The sequence below is a fragment of the Aquiflexum balticum DSM 16537 genome (assembly GCF_900176595.1).
In the GTDB taxonomy this organism is placed as follows: Bacteria; Bacteroidota; Bacteroidia; order Cytophagales; family Cyclobacteriaceae; genus Aquiflexum; species Aquiflexum balticum.
Genome location: NZ_LT838813.1, coordinates 3,849,770 through 3,874,026 on the forward strand (window position 1 = coordinate 3,849,770; position 24,257 = coordinate 3,874,026).

The 24,257-nt window shown below is 37.4% G+C and carries 25 protein-coding genes; 10 read left to right on the forward strand and 15 right to left on the reverse strand.

Features of this window, described 5'->3' with window-relative positions; translation table 11 throughout:
- Positions 1–608: 608 nt before the first annotated feature.
- Positions 609–2,000, forward strand: a complete 1,392-nt coding sequence (locus B9A52_RS16155; RefSeq protein WP_084121456.1) for an exonuclease domain-containing protein — start codon at positions 609–611, stop codon at positions 1,998–2,000.
- A 122-nt stretch (positions 2,001–2,122) separates the two neighbouring features.
- Here B9A52_RS16155 and B9A52_RS16160 read toward each other — a convergent pair whose 3' ends face one another.
- From B9A52_RS16160 to B9A52_RS16190, 7 genes are all read right to left on the reverse strand, one after another.
- Positions 2,123–2,512: a hypothetical protein gene (locus B9A52_RS16160; protein WP_084121457.1), complete on the reverse strand. Its 390-nt coding sequence runs from the start codon at positions 2,510–2,512 to the stop codon at positions 2,123–2,125.
- A 61-nt stretch (positions 2,513–2,573) separates the two neighbouring features.
- Positions 2,574–4,187, reverse strand: a complete 1,614-nt coding sequence (locus B9A52_RS16165) for a glycoside hydrolase family 99-like domain-containing protein (protein WP_084121458.1) — start codon at positions 4,185–4,187, stop codon at positions 2,574–2,576.
- A 101-nt stretch (positions 4,188–4,288) separates the two neighbouring features.
- Complete coding sequence (locus B9A52_RS16170) at positions 4,289–5,257, reverse strand: transketolase family protein (RefSeq protein ID WP_084121459.1); 969 nt, start codon at positions 5,255–5,257, stop codon at positions 4,289–4,291.
- Between the two features lies 1 nt (position 5,258).
- Positions 5,259–6,110: a transketolase gene (locus B9A52_RS16175; protein ID WP_084121460.1), complete on the reverse strand. Its 852-nt coding sequence runs from the start codon at positions 6,108–6,110 to the stop codon at positions 5,259–5,261.
- Positions 6,111–6,120: 10 nt separating this feature from the next.
- A complete protein-coding gene (gene bcp / locus B9A52_RS16180) occupies positions 6,121–6,570 on the reverse strand; it encodes a thioredoxin-dependent thiol peroxidase (protein WP_084121461.1) in 450 nt (149 codons plus the stop codon).
- Positions 6,571–6,595: 25 nt separating this feature from the next.
- Positions 6,596–8,524, reverse strand: coding sequence for a M23 family metallopeptidase (locus B9A52_RS16185; RefSeq protein WP_231955260.1), 1,929 nt, complete (start codon positions 8,522–8,524; stop codon positions 6,596–6,598).
- A complete protein-coding gene (locus tag B9A52_RS16190; protein WP_084121462.1) occupies positions 8,511–9,122 on the reverse strand; it encodes a fumarylacetoacetate hydrolase family protein in 612 nt (203 codons plus the stop codon). Before B9A52_RS16190 ends, B9A52_RS16185 begins: the two co-directional genes overlap by 14 nt.
- Positions 9,123–9,428: 306 nt before the next feature.
- On the opposite strand from B9A52_RS16190, the gene B9A52_RS16195 reads away from it, so the two are divergent.
- Both B9A52_RS16195 and B9A52_RS16200 read left to right on the forward strand, forming a co-directional pair.
- A complete protein-coding gene (locus B9A52_RS16195; protein ID WP_084123558.1) occupies positions 9,429–9,890 on the forward strand; it encodes an antitoxin Xre/MbcA/ParS toxin-binding domain-containing protein in 462 nt (153 codons plus the stop codon).
- A gap of 9 nt (positions 9,891–9,899) precedes the next feature.
- Positions 9,900–10,355 carry an RES family NAD+ phosphorylase gene (locus tag B9A52_RS16200; RefSeq protein ID WP_084121463.1) on the forward strand — a complete coding sequence of 152 codons (456 nt, stop codon included), beginning with the start codon at positions 9,900–9,902 and terminating at the stop codon, positions 10,353–10,355.
- Between the two features lie 115 nt (positions 10,356–10,470).
- On the opposite strand, the gene B9A52_RS16205 is transcribed toward B9A52_RS16200, so the two are convergent.
- From B9A52_RS16205 to B9A52_RS16225, 5 genes are all read right to left on the reverse strand, one after another.
- Positions 10,471–10,797, reverse strand: a complete 327-nt coding sequence (locus tag B9A52_RS16205) for a hypothetical protein (protein WP_084121464.1) — start codon at positions 10,795–10,797, stop codon at positions 10,471–10,473.
- A 161-nt stretch (positions 10,798–10,958) separates the two neighbouring features.
- Positions 10,959–12,851 (reverse strand): phosphoglycerate dehydrogenase, encoded by a 1,893-nt coding sequence (serA, locus tag B9A52_RS16210; protein WP_084121465.1) that lies wholly within the window; start codon positions 12,849–12,851, stop codon positions 10,959–10,961.
- A gap of 137 nt (positions 12,852–12,988) precedes the next feature.
- On the reverse strand, positions 12,989–13,477 hold the full coding sequence (locus B9A52_RS16215) for an NUDIX hydrolase (RefSeq protein WP_084121466.1): 489 nt from the start codon (positions 13,475–13,477) through the stop codon (positions 12,989–12,991).
- Positions 13,474–14,097, reverse strand: coding sequence for a chloramphenicol acetyltransferase (locus B9A52_RS16220; RefSeq protein ID WP_084121467.1), 624 nt, complete (start codon positions 14,095–14,097; stop codon positions 13,474–13,476). Before B9A52_RS16220 ends, B9A52_RS16215 begins: the two co-directional genes overlap by 4 nt.
- A gap of 10 nt (positions 14,098–14,107) precedes the next feature.
- Positions 14,108–14,959, reverse strand: coding sequence for a DUF2911 domain-containing protein (locus B9A52_RS16225; protein ID WP_084121468.1), 852 nt, complete (start codon positions 14,957–14,959; stop codon positions 14,108–14,110).
- Between the two features lie 202 nt (positions 14,960–15,161).
- Here B9A52_RS16225 and B9A52_RS16230 point away from each other — a divergent pair, with 202 nt between their 5' ends.
- Together B9A52_RS16230 and B9A52_RS16235 are read left to right on the forward strand one after the other, a co-directional pair.
- The gene (locus B9A52_RS16230) at positions 15,162–16,082 is read left to right on the forward strand and encodes a 2-hydroxyacid dehydrogenase (protein WP_084121469.1); all 921 of its coding nucleotides are present in this window, start codon (positions 15,162–15,164) and stop codon (positions 16,080–16,082) included.
- Between the two features lie 11 nt (positions 16,083–16,093).
- On the forward strand, positions 16,094–16,939 hold the full coding sequence (locus tag B9A52_RS16235; protein WP_084121470.1) for a universal stress protein: 846 nt from the start codon (positions 16,094–16,096) through the stop codon (positions 16,937–16,939).
- Positions 16,940–17,187: 248 nt separating this feature from the next.
- Here B9A52_RS16235 and B9A52_RS16240 read toward each other — a convergent pair whose 3' ends face one another.
- From B9A52_RS16240 to B9A52_RS16250, 3 genes are read right to left on the reverse strand one after another with little or no spacing between them, the layout of a single operon-like run.
- A complete protein-coding gene (locus B9A52_RS16240) occupies positions 17,188–17,760 on the reverse strand; it encodes a phosphatase PAP2 family protein (RefSeq protein ID WP_084121471.1) in 573 nt (190 codons plus the stop codon).
- Between the two features lie 26 nt (positions 17,761–17,786).
- Positions 17,787–18,686, reverse strand: a complete 900-nt coding sequence (hemF, locus tag B9A52_RS16245) for an oxygen-dependent coproporphyrinogen oxidase (protein WP_084121472.1) — start codon at positions 18,684–18,686, stop codon at positions 17,787–17,789.
- A 39-nt stretch (positions 18,687–18,725) separates the two neighbouring features.
- Positions 18,726–19,352, reverse strand: a complete 627-nt coding sequence (locus B9A52_RS16250; protein WP_084121473.1) for a beta/alpha barrel domain-containing protein — start codon at positions 19,350–19,352, stop codon at positions 18,726–18,728.
- An 84-nt stretch (positions 19,353–19,436) separates the two neighbouring features.
- Here B9A52_RS16250 and B9A52_RS16255 point away from each other — a divergent pair, with 84 nt between their 5' ends.
- From B9A52_RS16255 to B9A52_RS16275, 5 genes are all read left to right on the forward strand, one after another.
- On the forward strand, positions 19,437–20,123 hold the full coding sequence (locus tag B9A52_RS16255) for a hypothetical protein (RefSeq protein ID WP_084121474.1): 687 nt from the start codon (positions 19,437–19,439) through the stop codon (positions 20,121–20,123).
- Positions 20,110–21,756: a S8 family serine peptidase gene (locus B9A52_RS16260; RefSeq protein WP_084121475.1), complete on the forward strand. Its 1,647-nt coding sequence runs from the start codon at positions 20,110–20,112 to the stop codon at positions 21,754–21,756. Before B9A52_RS16255 ends, B9A52_RS16260 begins: the two co-directional genes overlap by 14 nt.
- Positions 21,757–21,812: 56 nt before the next feature.
- Positions 21,813–22,463, forward strand: coding sequence for a ribulose-phosphate 3-epimerase (gene rpe, locus B9A52_RS16265; RefSeq protein WP_084121476.1), 651 nt, complete (start codon positions 21,813–21,815; stop codon positions 22,461–22,463).
- Positions 22,464–22,618: 155 nt separating this feature from the next.
- Positions 22,619–23,119, forward strand: a complete 501-nt coding sequence (locus tag B9A52_RS16270; RefSeq protein WP_084121477.1) for a hypothetical protein — start codon at positions 22,619–22,621, stop codon at positions 23,117–23,119.
- A gap of 95 nt (positions 23,120–23,214) precedes the next feature.
- Complete coding sequence (locus B9A52_RS16275; protein WP_084121478.1) at positions 23,215–24,198, forward strand: hypothetical protein; 984 nt, start codon at positions 23,215–23,217, stop codon at positions 24,196–24,198.
- Positions 24,199–24,257 lie beyond the last annotated feature (59 nt).

A 24,257-nucleotide genomic window follows, 5' to 3' on the forward strand; every position in this document is an offset into this window, starting at 1 on the left:
ACCCACGCAATACCAAGACGTGAATTAGCTAGCCCCTACTACAAATTTAATTAAACATTTATAAACAACAATTATTGAAATCGGACTGGATTATATTTCAAAATCCTAAAAATCTGAATTGACTCTTAAACCTTTCTATCAAAAATGATCAGAAAACTCAAGACAAGTGATCATTTTATCTGCATGATTTAAGCTGTTCGGACCAAAAACAGCAGTCTTAATGAGGTTTGAAAAAATATTCGCATGATCATAACCAAGCTGATTCTGGAAAAATTTCTGCTATAATCTCAGGCTTACTTTAAAAGTATATTTCAAAAAGAACTTCAAAACGTTCAAATCCAATTATTCTTTTCTGGGTAGGGGGTACTTTTTAAATTCAAATAAAAAAACCTTCAAAATCAGCTATATAGGACTTTATCTTATTTCCCTAAATTTAGTTGGACAACAGGAAAACTTTTTAAAGATTTAAAAAAGGTTTTTTATTAATGGGTTTAAGTCCAACAAACCGTTGAGAAACAAAATTATCCGACAATTCCTGCCTCATAAGAATTGAAATTTGTGCAATAGTTTCAGAGATTGGCTAATATTGATAATTGAAATTAGAAAAGATGCTATTTGCAATTGTGGATATTGAAACGACAGGGGGGAATCCGACTCAAGGTGGGATTACGGAAATTGCCGCATTTGTCCATGATGGAGACAAAATTGTGGATCGGTTTCATACCCTTTTGAATCCTGAGAGATTTATTCCGGGGTTTATTACGGGTTTGACCGGAATAGACCAACAGATGGTAGCCGATGAACCAACTTTCGAGGATATAGCCCATAGACTTTTTGAGTTTTTGAAGGACAAGGTGTTTATAGCCCATAATGTAAATTTTGATTATTCATTTATCAGGGAGGCATTCAAAAATCATGGATATACTTTTGACGTTCCAAAATTATGCACTGTTAGACTAAGTAGAAAGGCTTTTCCTGGCTATAGGTCTTATGGACTTGGTAGGATTTGCGAACAGCTATCCATCAAAATTGAAAACAGACACAGGGCATTTGGTGATGCAGAGGCTACAGCGGTTCTTTTTGGTATGATATTTTCCAAAAGTCAGGAATTGGTTTTTAGTAGTTTGAAAAAAAACAACGGGGAAGCATTTTTGCCCCCACATATCAGTAAAGAGCAGTACCTTAAGATTCCTAATTCAACAGGAGTATATTACTTCCATGATGCAAAGGGTCAGGTGATTTATGTGGGGAAAGCTTTGGATATCAGAAGCAGGTTTAAAGGGCATTTTTCAGGGAATTCTCAGGATTCTGATAAAACAAAGCTCAGGTCAGAAATTCATGATGTAAGTTGGGAGGTTACTGGAAGTGAATTTTTGGCATATTTATTTGAATTATTGGAAATCAGAAGGTTATGGCCAAAATATAACAAAGCTCAAAAATTCAAGGCCAGTTCATGGGGCTTGTATCAGTATGAGGATTCCCAAGGGTTTATCCGGTTTCAGATTGGAAAATCAACCAAGGGTTTGTTCCCATTGATTCAATTTGACAACCATTCAGAGGGATGGAAATTTTTGATGGATAAAATCAAGGAATTCCAACTTTGTCCCAAATTGAGTGGAATTCAAAAAGTACCCCATGAATGCTATGATGTGAAAATCGGATTGTGTAAAGGAGCTTGTTGTGATAAAGAGGAAAGTCTTTCCTACAATAAAAGGGCAAAGGAGTTTATTGGTCTTTTGCGCCAACAATCCGGAAATATTATCATAAAAGACAAAGGAAGGTCTGCCTCAGAAGAAGTGGCATTATACTTTGAAAATGGTATTTTCTCTGGTTACGGTTTTTTTTCTAAGGACCAAAACTTTAGGAATGATACTGAAATAATGGATCAAATTAAAAAGGTAAAACAGTATCCCGATTCAAAATATATTCTCAGGGCATTTTTATCTAAAATACCCATCGGTCAAATCAGAATGATCAAATCAGAGGGGAGTTTGTTTTAGTTTTTTTTTGAATGAAAAGTATTTAATATTCCATTTAAAAGTGTTGAATTATAAAAAAAGAGCAGGCTAAAAGTTAAAAGAAAAAAGCGACGAAATCACAAGGGATTTCATCGCTTTTGGTTTTAAAGGGCTAACGCCGCCAGCCCCAATTGCTTTTTAAATGGTTTAATGAGGTTTGCGATTTTTTTGTTGTAATTCCCCAAAAGTTGTTGACCTAATAATCCCATAAGGAAATTCTGTCTTGTTTTTTTCAAGTCCAAAAACTGGTTTTTCTTGACGTCATCACCTGCAGCACTATTCAAAACTTTAAAGATGTCATCAGTAAAACTTTTATTGTTGTCTTTCAACTTTGAAGTTTGGTCTGCATTTAAACCAAGTCCATCGACATTGTTCAATGCCCCTAATAGTTGGGTTGGTAAATCCATTCCCGGAACCTTTGGAATTTGTGCATGGGCATCAACTGTAAATAATGCACCTAAAAGCAAAGCGAAAATTGCAATTGTTGTTTTCATATGTGTCTTTAAAATATTTCTTTCAAAGTTAAATAATTTGTATGGAATTTATTTTGCTTTTTCAATTTTTACTTACAAAAACTTCCTTGATTGCCTCCAAATAGCTAAATCCATGCCCTTCGGTTGGGATGATATAATTTCCTTCCAAAAACTCATTCCAACAACAAATCATTACGGTATTTCCATTTGTAGCTTTATATTTTTCAGAATGTTTTTGGGCATCCAATAATTTGGCTTTAAATGTAGATTTGTTGCTGATTACTTTGTCTTTATCCGGTTCACTCGGAAATCCGGTTTGTTGAGGCCATGTACCTCCTGCAGGTCTTTGGTCCCAACCCATTGCTACGGGGACTTGGTATTCAAAATTCTTGTCATCTTTATATAATTCTGACCATTTCTCCCAATGTCCCTTATATGTTTCACGCATATCAGTGTAGCTTCTGTTTTGCTTTTCATAGAAACTATGGTACAAATAAGTGGTCATTCCTTCAAAACCCATGCCTTTCAATCTTGGCACGTAATCCTGAAAAAGCATTTTCCCTGTATATTTACCACCTCTCCATGGTTCTCTTGGATTAATGGCTTCCCATTTGGTCGGCAAAGCATAAGGCATTTCATGGGGCATCATATTTCCGGAAGCCACAGCGATGAATTTGATTCCTTTCAAACCTGCCTTTTGGGCAAGACTTTTGGACCTGTCCAATAATTCTTTCATGGTGATTCCATAAAAAGAAGCTCTTGATTCGGTATCCTGTGGAAAGTAAAAATATACAATAGGCCTACCGTCTTCATCCCTTAAATAGTCTTTTCTTTTGAAATATTTGTCAATCCACATTTGAGTGATTTTATCATGAACCTGAAGGTAAAGCTCTTTGGTAGGTGATTCACCCCTATAATTTCTACCTGCTGCCAAACTTGCCGGGGAACCAAGGTCTAGCCATCCCATCCACCTTTCATCACTGTCATCACACCAATTGATTGCCCATTTCATTTGTTTGGATTCGGGAAGTTTTTGATTTTCCATCAGCAAAACATCCAATTGGTCGGTCCATTGCTCTATTCCTGGAACTGCAACTCGACCATCTCTATTATTGTCTCTTTTCCAGCCAGCAGGGTAATAAATTTTGGATTGAGGGCCAAAATTCAAATGATAATAATAATGCCTGCCAAAAAACCAGTCATAGGCAAAAAAATCGATGCCATATTCCTTCATATATTCCAGTTGTTTTTTTGCTGATTGTGGATCATCTCTTTTATAAAAACCATTGAGACTGGGATGAGGCTTTCTTTCCAAAAAAGGCCCTTCATAGGGATATTGTCGGTTATAAATTCTTCCTTTAGGTCCCCAGGCTCCGGTATTGTTGGAGTGACCGCAATTTTCTTTGCCGGTCAGACATGCCCAGAAACTGTCCACATCTACGTTGGGATCAGGTGATAAATTCCAACTTGGCATAAAAAAAACTCCCACCTTATGTTCTTTCTGATTGGATTGGGTTTCTGTTCTTGCGGACACTGGAATAAATTGAGTTGATCGCTCAGAATTGACATTAGTTGGGGTATTGATTTCCTCCTTTGAAATATCCCGGTCAGCATTAGCCGATTTTTGGACATCGCAGCCATTTAGCTCCAGTCCCAAAAAAACTATGGAGAGGATTAATGAAATGTAAATTTTCATATTGTTCAATTATAAATGTTCATGAATTTAAACAAGCTTTTTAAAATAAAAAACCGTTGAAAATATACAACGGTTTTTTTAAAATATGTCTGTAATGTTCGCTACTTACGCTTAATTGCTTTTTTGGCAGCTTTTACGATATTTTCTGCATTCAGCCCATATTTTTCCAATAACTGAGTTGGAGTTCCGGATTCACCAAAGGAATCATTCACACCGATATATTCCAGTGGGGCAGGGGCATTTCTTGAAAGCACCTGAGCAATACTGTCTCCCAAGCCTCCGTTGAGCTGATGTTCTTCAGCAGACACAGCACATCCTGTTTTAGCTACAGATTTTAAAATTGCTGCTTCATCCAAAGGTTTGATCGTGTGGATATTGATGATTTCAGCCGAAATCCCTTCTTCTCTCAGCATTGCTTCTGCGACCACAGCTTCCCATACCAAATGTCCGGTAGCAAAAATCGTCACGTCATTCCCATCTATCATTTTCCAGGCTTTGCCTATTTCAAACTTTTGGTCAGCAGGTGTAAAGATCGGCCAACTTGGTCGGCCAAATCGTAAGTAGGCAGGTCCGACATGGTCTACCAAAGCCAAGGTAGCAGCTTTGGTCTGATTGTAATCGCAAGGGTTGATTACGGTCATGTGAGGAAGCATTCTCATCATTCCTACATCCTCTAGAATCTGATGTGTTGCTCCATCTTCTCCCAATGTCAAACCAGCGTGAGATGCACAGATTTTAACATTTTTATCAGAATAGGCCACTGATTGACGGATTTGATCATAAACCCGCCCAGTAGAAAAGTTAGCAAAGGTGCCTGTAAATGGAATTTTTCCACCGATAGTCATTCCCGCAGCTAATCCTATCATATTGGCTTCCGCAATACCTACCTGGAAAAATCGATCAGGAAATTCTTTCTGAAAAGCACCCATCTTGAGTGAACCAATCAAGTCTGCGCAGAGACCAACCACATTGGGGTTTTTCCTTCCAGCCTCCAATAGTCCATCTCCAAAACCTGAACGGGTATCTTTTTTTTCAGTATATGTAAATTTTAAATCCAATGTCTTTTCCATCTTAATAGTCTCCGAGAGTTTCTTCTAATTGTCCTAAAGCGTTTTCAAGTTCAGCATCACTAGGGGCTACACCATGCCATTTGTGGGTGCCAACCATAAAATCCACACCATATCCCATTTCAGTATAAAGCAATATCAAAACCGGTTTTCCATTTCCTTTTAATTTATTGGCCTCAGCCAGACCTGCCAGGACAGAATCCATATCATTACCTTGCTTGGTTTCTATCACTTCCCATCCAAAGGCTTCCCATTTTGCTTTGAGGTTTTTTAAATCCATGACCTTCACAGTAGGACCATCAATCTGCTGTCCATTATAATCAATGGCTGCAATCAAGTTATCCACCTTGTGATGGGCAGCATACATGGCTGCTTCCCAAACCTGACCTTCCTGTTGTTCTCCATCACCCATCATGACATAGACAGTTTTAGCATCACCGTTTATTTTTTTGGCTTGAGCAGCTCCTATGGCTACAGAAAGGCCCTGACCCAAAGAACCTGAAGCAATTCTGATTCCTGGAAGCCCTTCATGGGTAGCAGGATGTCCCTGAAGTCTCGAATTGATTTTTCTGAATGTAGCCAGTTCTTCCGTTGAAAAATAACCACTTCTGGCAAGCACACTGTACCACAATGCTGAAACGTGTCCATTGGAAAGAAAGAAAAGGTCTTCATCTTTTCCGTCAAAATTAAAATTGCTGTCATGCTCCATTTCATTGAAATAAAGCGCAACAAAATATTCGCAAAGGCCTAATGCAGCCCCAGGGTGGCCAGACTGTACAGCATGAACCATACGCAGACAATCTCTCCTTACCTGTGAACAGATTTGTTTGAGTTGATCAATTGATTTTTTCTCCATTGGGTTGGATTTATTTTAAAATTTGATTTGTATGATCTTTGGTGTTTACTTTTTCTATGATTTCGGATAAATTACCCTTCTCGTCAATGACGAAAGTAGTCCTTGCTGTACCCATATATTTTCTTCCATACATGGATTTTTCTACCCAGGTGCCATAAGCTTCATGGACTTTTAAATCTTCATCAGCGATCAATGGGAAGGGGAGATTCTGTTTTTCAATGAACTTCTGATGAGACTTTTCAGAATCAGAACTCACTCCCAATACAATATATCCGGCTTTTTGCAAAGCATCATAATTATCCCTGAGGTTACAGGCCTGCGCGGTACATCCAGGCGTATTGTCTTTGGGATAAAAATAAAGAACTACTTTTCTACCTTTAAAATCAGCCAATTTGATAATGTTTCCATTCTGATCTTTGGCTTCAAAATTTGGTGCTGGTTTTCCTACTTCTAATGACATAATTTTTAAGATTTAGATTGATGATTTATTTTATTGTGGTAGTATAGCTCTTTTCATTGCCTGCCATATCCCTTACTTTAAGTAAAACATCTCCCTTGAAAGGTTGTTTATCTATTTTTTCTGACCAGATCAGATTTTGCTTGTGCTCATAGCGCATCAGCACCCACTTTCCTTCCACAAATGCCTCAAAATCTTTTATTCCTGATTTTTCATCTTTGATCACAAAGCGCAACTCCGAAGAATTTATTCTTACAGGAACAACAGTAGGAGGGGTCCTGTCTTCATCAATCACAAAAGTACCAAAATTTCTGGTTTTGAACCGGATATCATCAGATTCCCATTCACCTCCAACAAAAGATTTTCGGCCATTTTCTGATTGCTGATAGACATGTAAATACTTCTTGTCACCCAGAAACCCAGGGTTCCGCATCAGCACTTCCATATTTGACTGAAGAAATTCGTTGTGGGAGTTGATTTTCAAAGCGGTTTTTCCATTGCTCATCCGTTTTTCCAATCTTAAATAAAGATCATCCAAAAGCGTATTGTCTGAAAAGCGTATTTCGGCATCTTTATTTATAAATGTGATTTCTTCCCCAAAGGGTATTCTGAAAATCGCCTCAGGTTTGATGATTTCGGTACACAAATCCACAGAATCAGGAATTCCATAGTTCATATCCCATAAATAAGTTCTGCGTCCATCCATGGAGTAGGCAGGAGGAATTTCCATTTCCAGACTTTTTACAAATACTTTGGCCAATGTCCCCCATTCGGAATAGCCTGTTTGGATCAACATGATATTCCTGTCATACGTAACTGAAGTGCTCTGATTGGCTTTGTTAATGGTATTTCCAAGATGAATGGGTGATTCTTCACCCTCGACCAACAAAGTAACTACCCTAGTATTTCCAAAAAAATCTTTCATGTTTAACTGAAGCTTTTTTCTTTCACCAGTTTTGGCAGTTACCGCCCCTGCAGAAACAGAATCAGGTTCATAAATCTGCATTGGATTATTGGGGTATTGATACAGTCTGATGAATCGGTTTTGATGCGTATGGGTCAAAAGGAACCTACCTTTGTTGAAGTCCACATGGTCCACATTGATTCGATAGAGTGGTTTTTCTCCATCTATCAGTTCATAGATTGGAACTCCAAATACGTTGCTTACCCCATCCATTTTGTCCACTGCATATACCTCAAGGCCAACTCTTCCCGATATCTTTATCAAATCTGGCAGGATATATCTTCCGCCTTCCATTACTCCGGAAAATTCCTGTCTTTGGAATTTTCCGTTGACCCGGGAATCAATATCAAGTGGTTTTAAAGCAATCTTATAAAGAATAGGAGGGGTTTTGTCCACGACTTCCTTGAAACCGAAAATAAAAGGATCAATCTCCCTGTCCAGACTGTCCCTGATTTCAAAGTGCAGATGCGGGCCACCTGAACTCCCGGTATTGCCACCATTTCCGATGATTTCACCTCGTTTGACAGGCAGAAATTCCGGATCAGGAAATATTTCCAGTTCATTTTTTTGGGCGAAATACATCTCCTTTCTCATAAAATCCATGATCTTGGGAGATAGATTCCTTAAGTGGGCATATACAGAAGATTGGCCATTATGGTGTTTGATATAGATCACATTGCCGTATCCGTAAGAAGAAACCTTGATACGGTACACATAGCCATCTGCAATGGACAAAATGGGCTCTCCATCAACTCCGCCTATCTTGACATCTATTCCGGAATGGAAATGATTTGGACGGATTTCAGAGAAGTTACCTGAAAGCAAATTACGCTGGCCTGGCTTGACAGGGAAAAGGTAATCTGCAGTTTTGATTGGATCAGTTGCTGGCAAAGAATCCGATTGGGCAAGTTTCAAAGCATAGCTATTCCAATGGAATAAAAATCCAAATGAAATCAACAAGAATGAGAAATAGAAGGAATTACTTGACTTCAAAATCCAACAGCTTTTTATCTTCAATAAATGCTTCCAACCGATCTCCAATGTTAACTTTCCCAACACCGGCAGGCGTCCCCGTGTATATCAGATCTCCTTTTTTTAAAGTAAAAAATTTTGATACATATTCAATGATTGTCCCAAAGTCAAACAACATCATGGCTGTATTTCCTTTTTGTTTTTCCAGGCCATTGATGAGTAAATGGAAATTGATGTCATTTAAGTCTTTAAATGAGGAAACCTCTAAAAAATCTCCTATTGGTGCTGAACCGTTGAAGGCTTTAGCAATTTCCCAGGGAAGACCTTTTGTTTTGCATTTGTCCTGTAAATCTCGGGCAGTAAAATCAATACCTATACCGATTTCTTCGAAATAACGGTGGGCGAATTTTTTTTGGATATGCTTTCCCTCTTTTGATATTTTTAGTACCAATTCTACTTCATGATGAATGATTTCAGAAAAATCAGGATGATAGAAAGGAGCATTGTTTTTTAAAAGCGCTGTATCCGGTTTTAGGAAAACAACAGGGGCTGAGGGCCGTTCATTTTTGAGTTCTTCAATATGTTCTGCGTAGTTTCTTCCGATTGCAATGATCTTCATAGGTTAATCTAGGTTTACAGGACAAAGAAAAGCAATTTTTGATTGGTTCACACAGGGATTTGGGATAAATGGAGGAGAAAAATTAATTGAAATTTTTACTGGAATAAATTTCATGAAAAATGGATAAATCTGAATTGGTTCAAAATGAGATTTCGGGAATTGAAATAGCTATCATCTTCCAAAACTTTAATAATTTTCCTTTTTTTCATCATTGGGGCATGCATTTTTTTAAGAAAAAATTTATTTAATTTGAATAAATTTAGGACAAATTACGTTATCTTAGTGGACAAATTACCTCTTGATATCATGTCAGAAAAACCATCAATTGTAAGTGAGGCTGCAGTGGCTTATTACAGGAAGACCAAAATGTCTGTTTATGACATATTGGATGTAGAAGTGAATCAATTGAATGAACCTCTCCATCGAGTAGAGACATTCCGCAGCGGACTCAAGAGAAAGTCCTTTGAAAGCCTCAAGGAAGTAACAGGGCTTGACAATAATTCCTTGGCTTCTGCTTTGGCTGTTTCTGCCAAAACCCTTCAACGAAAAGAAGTTTTTGATGTGGTACAATCTGAAAAAATGTATGAGCTTGCCGAGCTTTATGCTTTGGGTACCGGCTATTTTGGAAGGGACGGATTTAGGAGATGGATGGATAGACCACTTTTTACTTTGGGAAACCGTAAGCCGATTGAGCTGATTGATGTTTCGGAAGGCATTGATCTTCTCAAGACAGAAATCATGCGTCTGCAGCACGGTATTGCTATCTAAAAAAAGCCAATGAAAGTTTACAGGATTGCACTGACCCAATACTGCGATACAAGTGGGGAAGGGGCTAAGCGATATGGTGGCAGGTGGAATCTGATAGGTGTACCTGCACTTTATGGAGGTTCCTCTGTTTCTTCTTCCTTACTTGAAAGGCTTACAATTGATTCTGAATTATTTGCTTCTGAAAGGTATGTTTTGTATTCCATTATGGAATTTGATATCCCTGACGAATTGGTGTTTGTTCCCAAACTGAGTGAATTGCCAAAAGATTGGAATGCCATTCCTCCGAAGTCAGCGTCACAGGAATATGGGACCAATTTGCTTCAAAAAGGCTTGCTTTGCTTTGGGGTTCCTTCAGTAGTCGATCAGACTTCACTTAATTACGTTATTAATCCCCTTTCTGAAAAAATTCATATTGTGACTTTTAAGGTTTATTCATTAAAGTTGGATGAAAGGATTGTGAGGTAAATTCTTTCTTCCGTTGGCAGTCTGAAGACTGCAATATGGGTGGTCCAAGACTAAGTCTTGAACCAGTGCGGTCTGGAACCAGTCTGGGCAGGACTAAGTCTTGATCCAAATCAAGCTAATTCCATTTTCCTCCAGACGAAATGATTATGATAATTGCCCAAAGAACATATAATACCACTAAACCAACCGGCAGAAACACAAGCCACTTAAGAATGGCATGAGAAGCTGGAGATTTATAGGCTTTGTAGGCTCCAAATGCGAAAAGGAAAAAAATGATCGACAGAACCAAATTCCAAGTATTGGTAACATCACCAAAAAAGTCATCATGGTGTCCGAGGTTTTTGTTGGCAAAATGGACATAAATCCTCAATACCAATCCATAAAGAAAATTTAGAAATGCCAGAAGATAGATTACAGTTAGAATGAGGAGGACTTTTTTCATAGATTGTTGATCAAAACGTAGAAAATTACAAAAATTTTTATTCTAGTTTGCACATAAAAAAAGGCAGTGATCTTCTCACTGCCTTAAATCTGGAAATTTATTTATTTATATCTCCAAAATAGTTCAAAGGATGATATAATATCTATCAATATCCGCAAATATCAATACAAAACCCTAAACCTAATAGTCCCTGGAATAGCCTTCATTTCATCGATTAATTGTGGAGAATAGGCTTTGTCAATATCCGAAATCACATAGCCTATTTTTTCATTGGTTTTGAGGTATTGGCCTACAATGTTGATTTCAAAATCTGCTAGAATTCTGTTGATTTTTGCCAAGACTCCAGGTTCATTTTGATGGACGTGTATCAGCCTGTGCGCATCTTTAAGGAACGGCAGTTGGATATTGGGAAAGTTTACAGAGTTGAAAGTATTGCCTGTATTGATATACTCCATGATTTTTCCGGGGACAAACCTTGCGATATTCTGCTGCGCTTCCAATGTAGATCCGCCAATGTGAGGTGTCAAGATGGTGTTTTTCATGCCGATCAATTCTGAAACAAATGGCTCCGCATTGTTTTTTGGTTCCTCAGGAAAAACATCAATTGCTGCACCTGCAATATGTCCGGTTTCCAAAGCATCTTTCAAAGCCTTGATATTCACTACATGACCCCTGCTCAAATTCACCAAGTAAGATCCTGGTTTCATTTTAGCGATTTTTGACTTGTCAATGATGTTTTTATTGTCTTTTCTTCCATCCACATGTAATGAAATCACATCGCAATGTGCCAGTAATTCATCAAGGGAATCCATTTTGGTGGCATTTCCCAAAGCCAATTTTTCAATGACATCATAGTAATACACGTCAAGCCCCATATTTTCTGCCAGAACAGAAAGTTGGGCACCGATATTTCCATAACCTACGATACCGAGTTTTTTACCTCTGATTTCAAAACTACCACTGGCAGATTTATCCCAGATCCCCTTATGCATGCCATGGCTTTTGTCATGAAAGCCTCTCATCAAAAATATGATTTCTGCTATTGCCATTTCCACTACCGAACGGGTATTGCTGAATGGTGCGTTGAATACGGCAATACCTTTCTCAGTGCAGGTTTCCAGATCAATCTGATTGGTTCCGATGCAGAATGCCCCGATAGATATCAATCTATTGGCATTTTCCAAGACCTTTTTGGTGACATTGGTTTTGGATCGAATGCCGAGTACAGAAACATTTTTGATTTTTTCCGCCAATTCATCTTCAGATAGGGCAGAAGAAATAACCTCTACATTGTATCCTTCATGGTTCATCAGTTCTATCCCAATTGGGTGAACATTTTCAAGAAGCAATACATTTATTCGGCTTTTTGGGTAAGAGAATTTCTTGTTCATTTTATTGACATAAAGGATTTCATCAAGACTTGGTGCGATGTGGTCGGCTTTAGAAGTTACTTTGGGTCTACTTACGTTTTCTGTGAAAGCATAAAACTTATTTGCCATGCCGGAGGCTTTGATCTCATAATCTGTATATCCATCTCCGATGACATAGATTTCACCTTCCAGATTCAAATTTTTGATGGTTTCCGGTTTCCCGCCATTTTTTGATAGGATATTTTCCCGGTTGAAATCTACAATTTTTCCGGATTCATCGTACACAAATTCATTGGCAAAAACATTTTCAGCCTTGATTCCATATTCGCCCACAATGGGAGTGATAAAATCCTTGAATCCGTTGGATATAATGATAATGTTGTCAGCATTTTCCTCAAAAAACTCCTTATTTCGCTGAAATGATTTGGAAACTTTGTTTTTCAATTCTACAATCAATTCACTGATCTGGGGCTTGGTGGCTTCTAAAATATGCAGTCTTCTTTCTAAACTTTCCCTAAAATTAAGACTTCCTTCCATTCCCATATCGGTAATATCTTTGATAGCCTGTAATTTTCTTGAACGGTCCGGATCATTGGACAGGCTGATTTCACCTAATACATCTAAAGCTTCTACTTGTGTAAATGTACTGTCAAAGTCAATGATAAATTTCTTGCTATTGGGCATTACTGTTATGAAGTTTTTACAATATCTCCTCAAAATTAGAATATTATTAAAAAAGAATGCTTTTTATTACCTAAAATACTTTGTGACTTTTGATACAATTTTCATGAAATCGATTGAAAAGGATTTAATCGAGCTTATCAGATCAGACTTTCTCCGGTCAATTCGTTGACCAACCATTTTATTTCCAGGTTTTCATCATATTCGGCGTCAAGTATAAATTTTTCTTTGTTAACAAGAAATTTATAAATAAACCAATCTGTCTTTGGAGTTGGAATATCCAGGATTTGACCAAGGGAGAGCCATTCCAATGTTCCTTCATTACAATGCGGGGGAGATACCTTGTCGATTTCGGCCAAATACACATAACTAATCCAATTGTATTTAGTCGGGGATGTTTCTGTCAGGATTCCGCAAAATTCCATTGTCCTGACCTTGATTCCAGTTTCCTCCAAAGTCTCTCTGATGGCTCCGGCCTGAGGTGTTTCAAATGGATCCAATTTACCGCCAATAGGGGTATAAAGGTCTTTATTCGGTTCCTTAAGACGCTTCAAGAGCAAAAAGTCATCTTCATTTTTCAGCACACAGATGGTAGCTGCTGTTTTTATTCCAAGTGGTATGGTGCTCATCTATCCAATAATTTTTGAAATAACTCTATAAACTGTCCGACATGAATCCCATCCATCAGGGCATGGTGTACGTGGATGGATACAGGCATGGTTTTGATTCCTTCTGATTCTATAACCTGTCCAAATGAAATCTTTGGGCAGGAATCTGGAAAAGAAAAACTTCTGGCATGTGAAATTGAAGTGAAGTCTATCCAAGGAATGGAAGAGAAATGGATGACATTATCTCCCGAACCCGCAGGATCAAGTCCTGTGGTGTTCCTTACCTTTTCTATTTCTATTTTAGCCGATTTTTCGAATTCTTTAAAATCTTCAAGGTAATCCATATAAGAAAAGCCGAATGTTCCATTATCCCTGTTGATGGTGGGTGATGCATTGATTTTGTCATAGATAAGTACTTGGCCATTCTTGATTCTATACTTAAATGCTTCTATAGAATTAGCTGCTTGTAGTGAAGCATGGAGGTAATATAGGAAAAATGAGCTCCCTATTGATTTGGATGAATTATATGCTTTAGTACAATTAACGCGAACTGTTACTCCAAAAAACGGTTCTTCAAATTTACTGAAAAATAAAAAGTGGTCTTTTCTGGACCACTTTTCAATATCAAGAATCCTATACATAGATAAGGTTTTATTTGATAGACTTGATCAATCTTTCATTTAGTCCCACATAATCAGGATTCTTTGCTTCTCTTGCCATTTCCATGGATTTTGTTGCACTGTCAATCGCTTCTTTCTTCATTCCCAAAGCCAGTTCAATTTTAGCTTTCAGATGCATTGTCCAATACTTAGGATCATCATTTACGGATTTGGTTATCCATTCGTAAGCTTTTGGCATATCCTTATTATTGGTAAAGTAGTAATTGGCTGCCTGATAATATAAACCTGGATTTTGAGGTTCCTGGTCGATTACAAGTTCCTTGATTTGTTGCATCACTATGCTGTCCACTTCTGTTTCAATCCTAAATTTAACCCTGGTATTCTCCCATTTGATCGCGACAGATGTTCCTGTATCTGTAATATCCACAAAATTGATTTCCATGGTTTCATATTTTTGACCTGTTTTTCCAGGCTTGACCTTAAATCTCAATACATCATCGGAAGAATCATAGCCCACAGCTCCCCAAAGCTTGGTGTTGGATGATAGAATTATAGTCCATTCTGTTTTGCCCGGTATTGAATACAAGGCGTAAGAACCCTCCGGCACTTCATTTCCTTCAATTTTTACTTTGGTTTTGAAAGTAATAATAGTAGCTGCATTTGCCCCGGTTCTCCATACTTCTCCATATGGAACCAATTCTCCGAATATTTTTCTCCCTTTCGTACTAGGACGGCTATATTCAATGTTTACATCGGTAAGTCCAATTTTTTGACTTATGGAAGCAGCTGGACTTGCCTGTGGCATTTGGATTTGTTGGGCAGCCAATTCAGTGAAAAATAGGCTGAATAATATCAATTGCAATAATATTGATTTGCTTTTCATTTTTTTGTATGTTAATTTAGTTGAATTAGATCGCTCAGCTTCAAAGATAACAAATTAATCAAAATCAATTATCGAAAAAAAAGTAAGTTAAAAGAGGCCTGGTAAAATAAAAATAGAATATGACCTCTTGTTGAATTTTATGTTTTTTTAATTAGGGATTTGAAAATTATTTAAGGGAAATTTTAAATTTAAATTGTTTGTAATGGGTATTGCAATTATTTCTCCTGGTAGGGAGGTGAAAAAATGGAAAGAAAATTTCTATGTTCTGGACAAGTCCATTAGAGTTCAAGTGTACCCTGAAATATCTGATAAAGAAGCCGTAGAAGCAGTTTTACTATGGCAGCATCCAAAAGGGATTTTAAATCAATTTCCAAATCTTAAGTTGATATGCTCTATGGGAGCTGGTGTGGATCATATACTCAGCGACCAAAGTATACCGTCCCATATTCCCATCGTCAGGATTGTAGATGAAAAGCTTACCTACTCCATGACCAATTATGCTTTAATGGGTATTCTGAATTATCACCGTCAGATTTTTAGGTATCAGCTCAACCAAAAAAAGAAAATATGGGATATGAGTAATCCCGAGATCGACATACATGTAGGAGTAATGGGGGTGGGGGCACTTGGAGGTGATTTGGTAGACAAGCTTCTCTATATGGGTATTCCTGTTTCAGGATATGGGAACAGTCCAAAATCCGGTTTAAATTTTCCCTATTACTTTGGTGATCAGCTCAATGATTTTTTGGCCCAAGTTAATGTGATTGTCTGTATGCTTCCTTTAACTCCCCAAACAGAGAACATCCTGAATATCAGTCTTTTTGAAAATTGCAATAAGGGAACCTATCTTATCAATGTTGCGAGAGGTCGGCATTTGGTAGAAGAAGATTTACTTGAGGCTTTGGATAAAGGATATCTTTCAGGAGCACTTCTTGATGTTTATAGAAAAGAGCCCTTACCAAAAGACCATCCTTTCTGGGAAAGAAATGAAATAACAATTACCCCACATATTGCCAGTGTAACCAATCCTGATGCTGCTGCGCCTCAGATAATTGATAATTACAAAAGATTAAAGAACAGTCAACCATTAATCAACCAAATAAACTTAACTCTTGGATATTAAAAAGTGAACTTATGAACACTACTTTTAGAATTGTTTGCCCAACCGATTTCTCGGAATGTTCTTTAAATGCCATAGAATATGCCGCTAAATTAGGTGAAATGTATCAATCGGAACTTTATCTTTTTCATGTTCCAGATGCAGAAGATTATAAAAAACTGTCATTCAGAGATTTACACTCTGGAGGTCAATATTCTTTTATAAAAAAGAAATTGAACAGTCTGGTAGAAATAGTCGCTAATGAAAGTATTCCAAATGGATTGAAATCCTGTAAAGGAGAATTCAAAGAAGGAAAGACAGTGAGCACTATTTTGGAATTTGTAAAAGATGTTAAAGCAAATCTAATCGTCATTGGTACTGAAGGTGTCAATGATTTCAAAAAAAACTATGTCGGAACCCGGTCCAGTAAAATAGTCGAAAAATCGGAAATCGATGTTTTGGTGATTCCAAGGAAAGTTTTTTTTAAGACTCCCAAAAAATTTGTTTATGCGACGGACTATATTGAAGAAGACAAACTGGCCATTCAGAAAGTCGTTGAGATGGCGTCATTTTGGGAAAGTGAAATTGATATAGTCCATGTAAGCACAAAGGTAAATTCAATTGATAAATCTTTGCACATGACAATGGTTGAGGAAATCAAACCATTTATAAAGTATTCCAAAATAAATTATGTTTTAAAATCCTACAGGGATGAACCTGGTCTGGGATTAGAAAATTATCTCATAATTTCAAAAGGCGATATGCTGGTAACATTGAGTAAAAAGAAATCCTGGTTTGAGCAGATCTTTACCAACAATTTATCACGGAAGATGTCCTATTTTATAAACAAACCCTTACTTGTCATAAAAAACCTTTCATGATCTTATCATGCTTTGCAAAGCCAGTTTTACTCTTTTCTTTTGAATCGAGGCTGTCACATAAATCGTCTTTCAAATTTTATTGCCTAATAAAGAATAGGTTTACAATTTGGCCCTTTGTAGCTTAGTGCCTTTGTGGTTAAAACTGTTCAAAAATGCCACAAAGGCAAAAAGACTCAAAGTTTATTTAAATCTAATCCCAGATAATATCAGGATATAATATTGGGGATTTCACTTATGAGACAGCCTCTTTACTTTTTATAAATCTGTACTTTTTGATTGATTATCCTGAAAATGTAAAAAGAAACAGACCCACTTAAAATTCCTACAATAGCTCCTGCCATCACATCACCGGGATAATGAACACCTAAATAAATTCTGGTGTACGAAAATAAAACTGCCCATAGAAAAAGCCACCTTACAGCAATATACTTATGGGAAATACCTAAGGTCATGATAGTGGCAATCCCAAAGCTGTTAGCAGCATGCGAAGAGGCAAAGCTAAATCCCCCACTACAGTTTCCGTAATGGTGGATGAGCCCTTCCAAACTGGCATCTCGACAAGGCCGTAGCCTTTCGAAGTAAGGTTTCATCAGAGCTGAAGTAGTCTTATCTGCCAATAAAATGGTCAACCCAACTGCCAGAAAAATCCACCAACTGTTTGTTCCATAAGTTTTTATGATGAGATAGGATAAAAAAATATAAAGTGGTACCCATGGCAAGGTTTGGGTAAATTGATAGACAATTGGATCAAAAAAGTCCGAATGAAAGCTATTCAGAAATAAAAACAGCCGCTGATCGAGTTCACTAATTTTTTCAAGCATTGTTTCGGTTTTCAAATGACTATTTTTCAATTCATATTGGTCCAGTCAACACCTTTTTTTAGGTATTCAAGAGTCAGTACTTCCCTGGAACCCGCCTCGGGTTGATTCATATATTCCCATTGGGCAGTAGGGGGCATACTCATCAGAATACTCTCCGTCCTGCCGTTTGTGTCCAAGCCGAATTTAGTTCCTGCATCCCAAACCAAATTGAATTCCACATAACGTCCCCGGCGAAGATATTGCCATTTCTTTTCATTTTCCCCATAAGACAGAGATTGGTTTTTGGTCATTAAATGTCTGTAAATCTGAGGAAACAAGTAGCCTATTGATTTGACAAATTCAAAAACACCAGCCATTTCAATAGTGTCTTCACTGAATAACCGATCGAAAAATATACCTCCTATTCCTCTTGTTTCATTTCTGTGTTTGATAAAAAAATAGTCATCAGCCCATTTTTTGAATTTCGGGTAGTAATCTGGATTGAAACGATCACAAGTTTCCTTTACCTTTTGATGGAAATAAACTGCATCATCAAGATTGATATAATGAGGAGTCAAATCTATACCGCCTCCAAACCATTTCACTCCATTACTCATTTCAAAATAACGGATATTCATATGGATAATGGGTACCATGGGACTTTCAGGATGGATTACAATGGATACTCCCGTGGCATAAAAATCAGCTTTTTCCAGTTGAAGTTTGTTCAGTATTTTTTCTGGGGTCGGACCTTCTACTGCGGAGAATGCAACCCCACCTTTTTCAATAACATTACCGTTTTGAATAATTCTTGTCCTTCCTCCACCACCTTCAGACCGCGTCCATTTGTCCTCTTTGAATTTTGCTTTTCCGTCTCCAGCCTCAAGTTCTTTGCAAATATGGTCTTGAATAGCCATGAAATCTTGGGCAATTGTAATTTTATCCATTGTTTTTTCTGTAAAAAAAGCAGATTGAACTTGTTCTTTTTAGTCTTCGGTTTCCAAAGATTCCAATACATCTGCCAATTCGTCGAAATCCTTCAATCCCGGCTTGATTTCATTTCCTCCTTCCAAGGATATCCCTTTAATGCCCGTTTGCTCAACAATTGGAATCACGTTATCGGCCTGAAAACCAAATCCCAATAATACCTCACAATGGGCTGATAGTTCTTTGATCTGATCAATAACAGCTTTATTCATTTTCAGGGTTTCGGAACTTAAATGAAGGATTATATTGAAATCACTATAGGAATCGGCTTTTTTGGTGAGTTCTACCAAATCCTCAAGATTTTCCAATTTTTGTTTGAGAATCAGCCTGTATTTGGTATTGACCAACATCTTTAAATAAAACTCTTCCTGAATTTCCACATATTGGATTTCGGGGTATTCCTGTAAAATCTCTAGAATTCTATCCGGATGCGTATAGGTAAATTCACCAACGAATTCAACACCGGATAACCAACCTGTGATTTCACTGAATTTTGTAGGGGAAACAAAATTTTTATCATTCTCTTCCAGGCTGAATCCCATCAAATTTACCTGCATTCCAGAGCAGTATCTTGCATCAGATAAGTTGTTGATTGATGAGATTTTGACGAAAGTTTGTAAAGCCATTTTAGGGATTATATTTTTTTATGGCCGCTAAGTTAAAGGATTTCAACATAAAATTGTATTTTTGGTCCTGCTATACTTAATCATATGCGCAGCTTACACCCACTTAGAATTATATTTCTTGTTTTTTTTCTTATTTCCTGTTCGGAAACTGAAAATCCAATAACCGACTTCGGCTTGGATTATCAGCCTTTGGAAATTGGACTATACTGGGAATATGAAGTCAATGAGATAATCGTATTCGGAGAAGGAGACGAGGAATTAAGTGATTATTTCCTGAGAGATAGAATAGAATACAGTTATATCAATGCAGAAGGAGAACCGGTTTTTGTTGTGAAAAGGGAAAAATCAGAGAACAGAACTGATTGGATAGCCGTTGGGAATTATTCTATGCAGCACAATGATTTTTCTCTCATAAGAAATTTTGAGAATAGCAGAACAGTAAATCTTGTGTTTCCTCCTCAGCTTGATAAAGCATGGGATTCACAGGTTCTTAATGCCGAAAAAGAAGATGAATTCAGAATTGAATTTATGGGTACGATTACGGTAGGAGAGCAATCTTTCAGTAGGTCAATACGGGTTTTGCAGGAAGAGGATGATGATGAAATCACTTTCAGGGATAATCGATACGAAGTTTTTTCCAAAGGTATAGGCCTTGTTGAACAATATTATGAAGTTTTTACTTATTGTTCCAGGAATGATTGCCTCGGACAGATGTTGATCGATTCAGGACGTTTTACACACATGAAGATACTCACCTATGGGAAACTTTAGAAATCTACTTTTTATAACCTTCTTAGTCGGGTTGAGTTTTTCTGTTTTTGGCCAAAACAGGTATGCTGTGCATTTTAAATTCAAACCTCAGGAAAGTTATTCCTTAAGCAATCCCTCAGATTTTTTAACCCAAAAGTCTATTGAGCGGAGAGAAAGACAGCAGATTGCAATGGATAGCCTAGATCTTCCGGTGTCTCAAAAATACCTTGAACAATTGGAATCAAGCGTCAATATGATTTTTTATAGTAGCCATTGGCTGAATGCAGCAATTGTCAGTGCCAATCCAGAAAACATCGCTTCTATTTCGGAACTTCCTTTTGTGCGGGAAGTGAATTTAATTGCTCCTGGTGATTTTTCCCAAAGAAAATCGGATCTTAATCCCAAGGGAAAAGCCGGATTAAGTTCGAAAAGCACCGGAAAGTCGAATAAAACAGAATCCTCATTTGATTTTCAAAATCAATTATTGGGTATTCAGGAAATGCATGAAGCGGGATTTAAAGGTAAAGGGGTTACAATCGCAGTTTTTGATGCGGGCTTTCCAGGGGTGGATAAAATCGGAGCATTTTCCCATTTATTTGATAACAACCAACTGATCGGTACCAAAGATTTTGTCCATGTAGGTAATAACAATGTATTCAGCAAACATCAGCATGGTACCAATGTACTGTCTTTAATCGCTTCCAATCAGGAAGATTTACTTATTGCCGGAGCTCCTGAATCTGATTATATTCTCTGTATTACAGAAGATGTTCCTACTGAATATAGAATTGAAGAGTATAATTGGGTTAAAGCCGCTGAATATGCCGACAGTCTCGGGGTGGATATTATAAACAGTTCGGTTGGTTATTGGGATTTTGATGATCCGAGTATGAATTACACGATTGAAGATTTGGACGGAGAAACGGCTGTGGTGACCAAAGGTGCAACAATAGCAGGTAATAAGGGGATTTTGATAGTGACAAGTGCAGGTAATTATGGTTCAAGAGGAACTTCTTCTCTTACGGTACCTGCAGATGCAAATGGGATTTTGGCAATAGGCTCAGTCAATGATAATTTTAGCAGGTCAATATTCAGTTCCCAAGGACCAACAGCAGATGGCCGAGTAAAACCCGAAGTTTCAGCTTTTGGGGATAGGGTTTGGTTGTTAAATTCTAATGGGACTTTGATCAGATCCAGTGGTACATCTTTTTCTTCTCCCCAAATTGCAGCCCTTGCTGCGGGGATTTGGCAAGGCAGGCCCGAATGGACAAAAGATGAATTACTGGAGAATATCTTGAGGAGTGCTTCACAAACTGAAAATCCTGACAATCTGTTGGGATTTGGAATCCCGGATTTCAAAAGAGCCTATTTTGGTGAAATTTTGAGCACGACAATTATTGATTTGGAGAATAATTGGAAAATTTATCCCAATCCTGTTTACGGGTCTGAACTTTTTTTGAATTTTGGAAACCAGTTGGTCAGTGAATTGTCCATTATTGACATGCATGGTAATTTGGTCAAAAAAGAAACCATAAGCAGGCAATCCATCCAAAAACCTTTTGAGGTGTCGCTACCTATGATTAGTTCTGGCATATATATGGTTCAAATGCAATCCGGTAAAGATGTAAAACGGACAAAATTGATGAAAAGGTAGGTGGCAAAATGGATTTTTGTTTCCTTTGCACTTGCAAATTATATAGCCCCAAGTTTATGCCTATTCAAATTTCTCCATCAGTTCTTGCTTCAGATTTTGCCAATCTTCAGAGTGAAATAGAAATGTTGAATGATTCTGAGGCAGATTTTATCCATGTGGATATTATGGATGGAGTTTTTGTGCCGAACATTTCATTTGGGATACCGGTAACTGAGGCCATAAACAAGCATGCCAAAAAACCATTGGACGTTCATTTGATGATCGTTAATCCTGACTTTTATCTTGAGTCATTCAAAAAAGCCGGAGCCAATATTATTTCGGTACATATTGAAGCATGCAATCATCTTCATAGAACCCTTCAAGCTATCAAGGATCTGGGTTGCAAAGCAGGAGTGGCCATTAACCCCCATACTTCTGTCAATTTGCTCGAAGATGTCATCAAAGATCTGGATCTGGTATGTGTGATGTCCGTCAACCCGGGCTTTGGTGGTCAGAAATTCATAGAAAATACCTTCAATAAAGTACGTGTTCTTAAAGATTTGATTGAAAAAAAAGGATCACATGCATTGATAGAAATTGACGGAGGAGTAAATCAAAATAATGCCCCGCTGTTGATACAGGCAGGTGCAGATATTCTGGTAGCAGGTAATTTTGTTTTTTCAGCTGAAAACCCGATTGAGACGATCAGACAATTAAAAAACCTTTGATTTCTGTTTTTTGAAATTTGCCAATAGTGGTTGAATATTGCCATTTAACAATTTTTAAAGCCATATTTTTGCCTAAATCCTTGTTTTGATGGCTCAAAAACTTCTAATTGTAAATTAATTCAAAATTGATTTATAATTAAAAAGCGACAATTAAGATGAAAAAAGTATTTGTATTACTGTTCCTCATGTTAGGATTTGTGAGTGTAAAGTCCATGGCCCAAGATGAGGTCGAAGAAGTGACAGATGAAGAAATAATGAAGTTTGCGGCCATGGAAGAAGCAGTTGCCTTCTATCTTCAGGAAAAGCAGGGGCAGTTGGTGGAAATGATTAAGACAGATGAAACCATTGGAGGTGCCGGAAGATACAACGAGATCAAAGCAGCTTGGGGAAATGAAGATAAATTAGCAGAAATCAAAATTACAGATGCTGAAAAAGAAGCTTTTCAAAAAATTCAGGATTTCATGAATTCACTTGGAGAAGATGTGAAAAATTATAAAGTGGAACTGATCATGGATGCAGATGTATTGGGAGCAGCTACTTATAACAAAATTACCAAAGCTATGAGTGCGGATCCTTCTTTGAAGGAAAAAGTTGACTCACAGATCACGCAGCTAAAAGAAAAGCGTGCGGCTGATGGAGATGATGTTACGGAATAAAAAATACAATATTTTGAATTAGGGCTTCCGATTTGGAGGCCTTTTTTGTTTTAATCAAGGTATTGTTTTTACTTTCGGTTTCGTTTATAAGAAATATGAAAAAAGTCTTTTTGACATTGATTGCTGTATGTTTCGGTTTTCAACTTCTGCAAGCCCAGGATGATATATTCGGAATTGATACCAAAGCAAAAAGTAAAGGAAGAAAAAGTCAGAGTAATTTGGGCAATGTATTCAGGAATGCTATAGGGAATTTTAGTTTTGAACTTTCCACGGGAGGTTCATTTCACACCAATCAGATGATTTTCAATTCTCAATTCCCAAGCCAGTACCCAATTTCACAATATAGAAATCTGGAAGAACCCGGTTCTGTCACGGCCAATGATACCATCAATTTTCGGAGAAATCAGTTTGCTGTACCGGTCAACTTGGGAGTGAAGTTAAATCTTTTCAATACCCTGATAATAGGCGCTGGATATGGAAGGGAATTTGGACGTATGGAAAACCTTAGGGGAGATGATTTTGAATTCCAGTTTGAAAACAGTAGTTACACCTTGGATAGGGCCTTTGGTTCGGTGGGATTGGTCATCTTCGATGCGGGAAAAAGAGCCAAATATTTAAATTGGAGGTACAAACAATATTCTTCCAACAACATTTACATGCAATCAGAAAAAAATCAGAGAATCCGTCAGCATTATCCTTGGAGGTTTTTATTGGAGGCAGAATTCGGGAATTTGTTTATGAGGCAGAATTTTGATTCCAGGGTATTTGTAAGCGAAGACCCCTTTTATAATATAGGCTTGAGAATAGAAAAAGAGTTTTCAGAATATGCCAGATTCTTCGTAAAAACAGGAGTTGAATTCAGAAATTTTGATTTTAGAACAGAAAATCTGGAAGAATTTCAAAGTATAAAACAGAATTTGTATTTGGCTCAGGTAGGTTTTTCAATCAGTCTACCAAGCACTAAAAGATGTAAAGTTCCAGGTTGTGGTGTGGTTATGAGACATGTACACGATGGAATTGAGTACAGAGGAAGTTCTATATTTAATTTTCAAAACAGAAAAGTGGGTCAATGGTATTAAAGCATTGCTGAAGACAGAATAAACTTTTTAAAACCGTATTCTTTTTAGTAAATTGCGCA

Excerpts from the sequence above, each read along its gene's own strand:
- B9A52_RS16260 (WP_084121475.1), top strand. The coding sequence starts at position 20,110 with ATGGGAAACTTTAGAAATCTACTTTTTATAACCTTCTTAGTCGGGTTG.
- B9A52_RS16270 (WP_084121477.1), top strand. The coding sequence starts at position 22,619 with ATGAAAAAAGTATTTGTATTACTGTTCCTCATGTTAGGATTTGTGAGT.
- hemF (WP_084121472.1), bottom strand. The coding sequence starts at position 18,686 with ATGGATAAAATTACAATTGCCCAAGATTTCATGGCTATTCAAGACCAT.
- B9A52_RS16195 (WP_084123558.1), top strand. The coding sequence starts at position 9,429 with ATGTCAGAAAAACCATCAATTGTAAGTGAGGCTGCAGTGGCTTATTAC.
- B9A52_RS16240 (WP_084121471.1), bottom strand. The coding sequence starts at position 17,760 with ATGCTTGAAAAAATTAGTGAACTCGATCAGCGGCTGTTTTTATTTCTG.
- B9A52_RS16225 (WP_084121468.1), bottom strand. The coding sequence starts at position 14,959 with ATGAAAAGCAAATCAATATTATTGCAATTGATATTATTCAGCCTATTT.
- B9A52_RS16275 (WP_084121478.1), top strand. The coding sequence starts at position 23,215 with ATGAAAAAAGTCTTTTTGACATTGATTGCTGTATGTTTCGGTTTTCAA.
- B9A52_RS16155 (WP_084121456.1), top strand. The coding sequence starts at position 609 with ATGCTATTTGCAATTGTGGATATTGAAACGACAGGGGGGAATCCGACT.
- B9A52_RS16165 (WP_084121458.1), bottom strand. The coding sequence starts at position 4,187 with ATGAAAATTTACATTTCATTAATCCTCTCCATAGTTTTTTTGGGACTG.
- B9A52_RS16220 (WP_084121467.1), bottom strand. The coding sequence starts at position 14,097 with ATGTATAGGATTCTTGATATTGAAAAGTGGTCCAGAAAAGACCACTTT.
- B9A52_RS16250 (WP_084121473.1), bottom strand. The coding sequence starts at position 19,352 with ATGGCTTTACAAACTTTCGTCAAAATCTCATCAATCAACAACTTATCT.
- B9A52_RS16255 (WP_084121474.1), top strand. The coding sequence starts at position 19,437 with ATGCGCAGCTTACACCCACTTAGAATTATATTTCTTGTTTTTTTTCTT.
- B9A52_RS16160 (WP_084121457.1), bottom strand. The coding sequence starts at position 2,512 with ATGAAAACAACAATTGCAATTTTCGCTTTGCTTTTAGGTGCATTATTT.
- B9A52_RS16230 (WP_084121469.1), top strand. The coding sequence starts at position 15,162 with ATGGGTATTGCAATTATTTCTCCTGGTAGGGAGGTGAAAAAATGGAAA.
- B9A52_RS16215 (WP_084121466.1), bottom strand. The coding sequence starts at position 13,477 with ATGAGCACCATACCACTTGGAATAAAAACAGCAGCTACCATCTGTGTG.
- rpe (WP_084121476.1), top strand. The coding sequence starts at position 21,813 with ATGCCTATTCAAATTTCTCCATCAGTTCTTGCTTCAGATTTTGCCAAT.
- B9A52_RS16175 (WP_084121460.1), bottom strand. The coding sequence starts at position 6,110 with ATGGAGAAAAAATCAATTGATCAACTCAAACAAATCTGTTCACAGGTA.
- B9A52_RS16190 (WP_084121462.1), bottom strand. The coding sequence starts at position 9,122 with ATGAAGATCATTGCAATCGGAAGAAACTACGCAGAACATATTGAAGAA.
- B9A52_RS16205 (WP_084121464.1), bottom strand. The coding sequence starts at position 10,797 with ATGAAAAAAGTCCTCCTCATTCTAACTGTAATCTATCTTCTGGCATTT.
- B9A52_RS16200 (WP_084121463.1), top strand. The coding sequence starts at position 9,900 with ATGAAAGTTTACAGGATTGCACTGACCCAATACTGCGATACAAGTGGG.
- B9A52_RS16170 (WP_084121459.1), bottom strand. The coding sequence starts at position 5,257 with ATGGAAAAGACATTGGATTTAAAATTTACATATACTGAAAAAAAAGAT.
- bcp (WP_084121461.1), bottom strand. The coding sequence starts at position 6,570 with ATGTCATTAGAAGTAGGAAAACCAGCACCAAATTTTGAAGCCAAAGAT.
- serA (WP_084121465.1), bottom strand. The coding sequence starts at position 12,851 with ATGCCCAATAGCAAGAAATTTATCATTGACTTTGACAGTACATTTACA.
- B9A52_RS16235 (WP_084121470.1), top strand. The coding sequence starts at position 16,094 with ATGAACACTACTTTTAGAATTGTTTGCCCAACCGATTTCTCGGAATGT.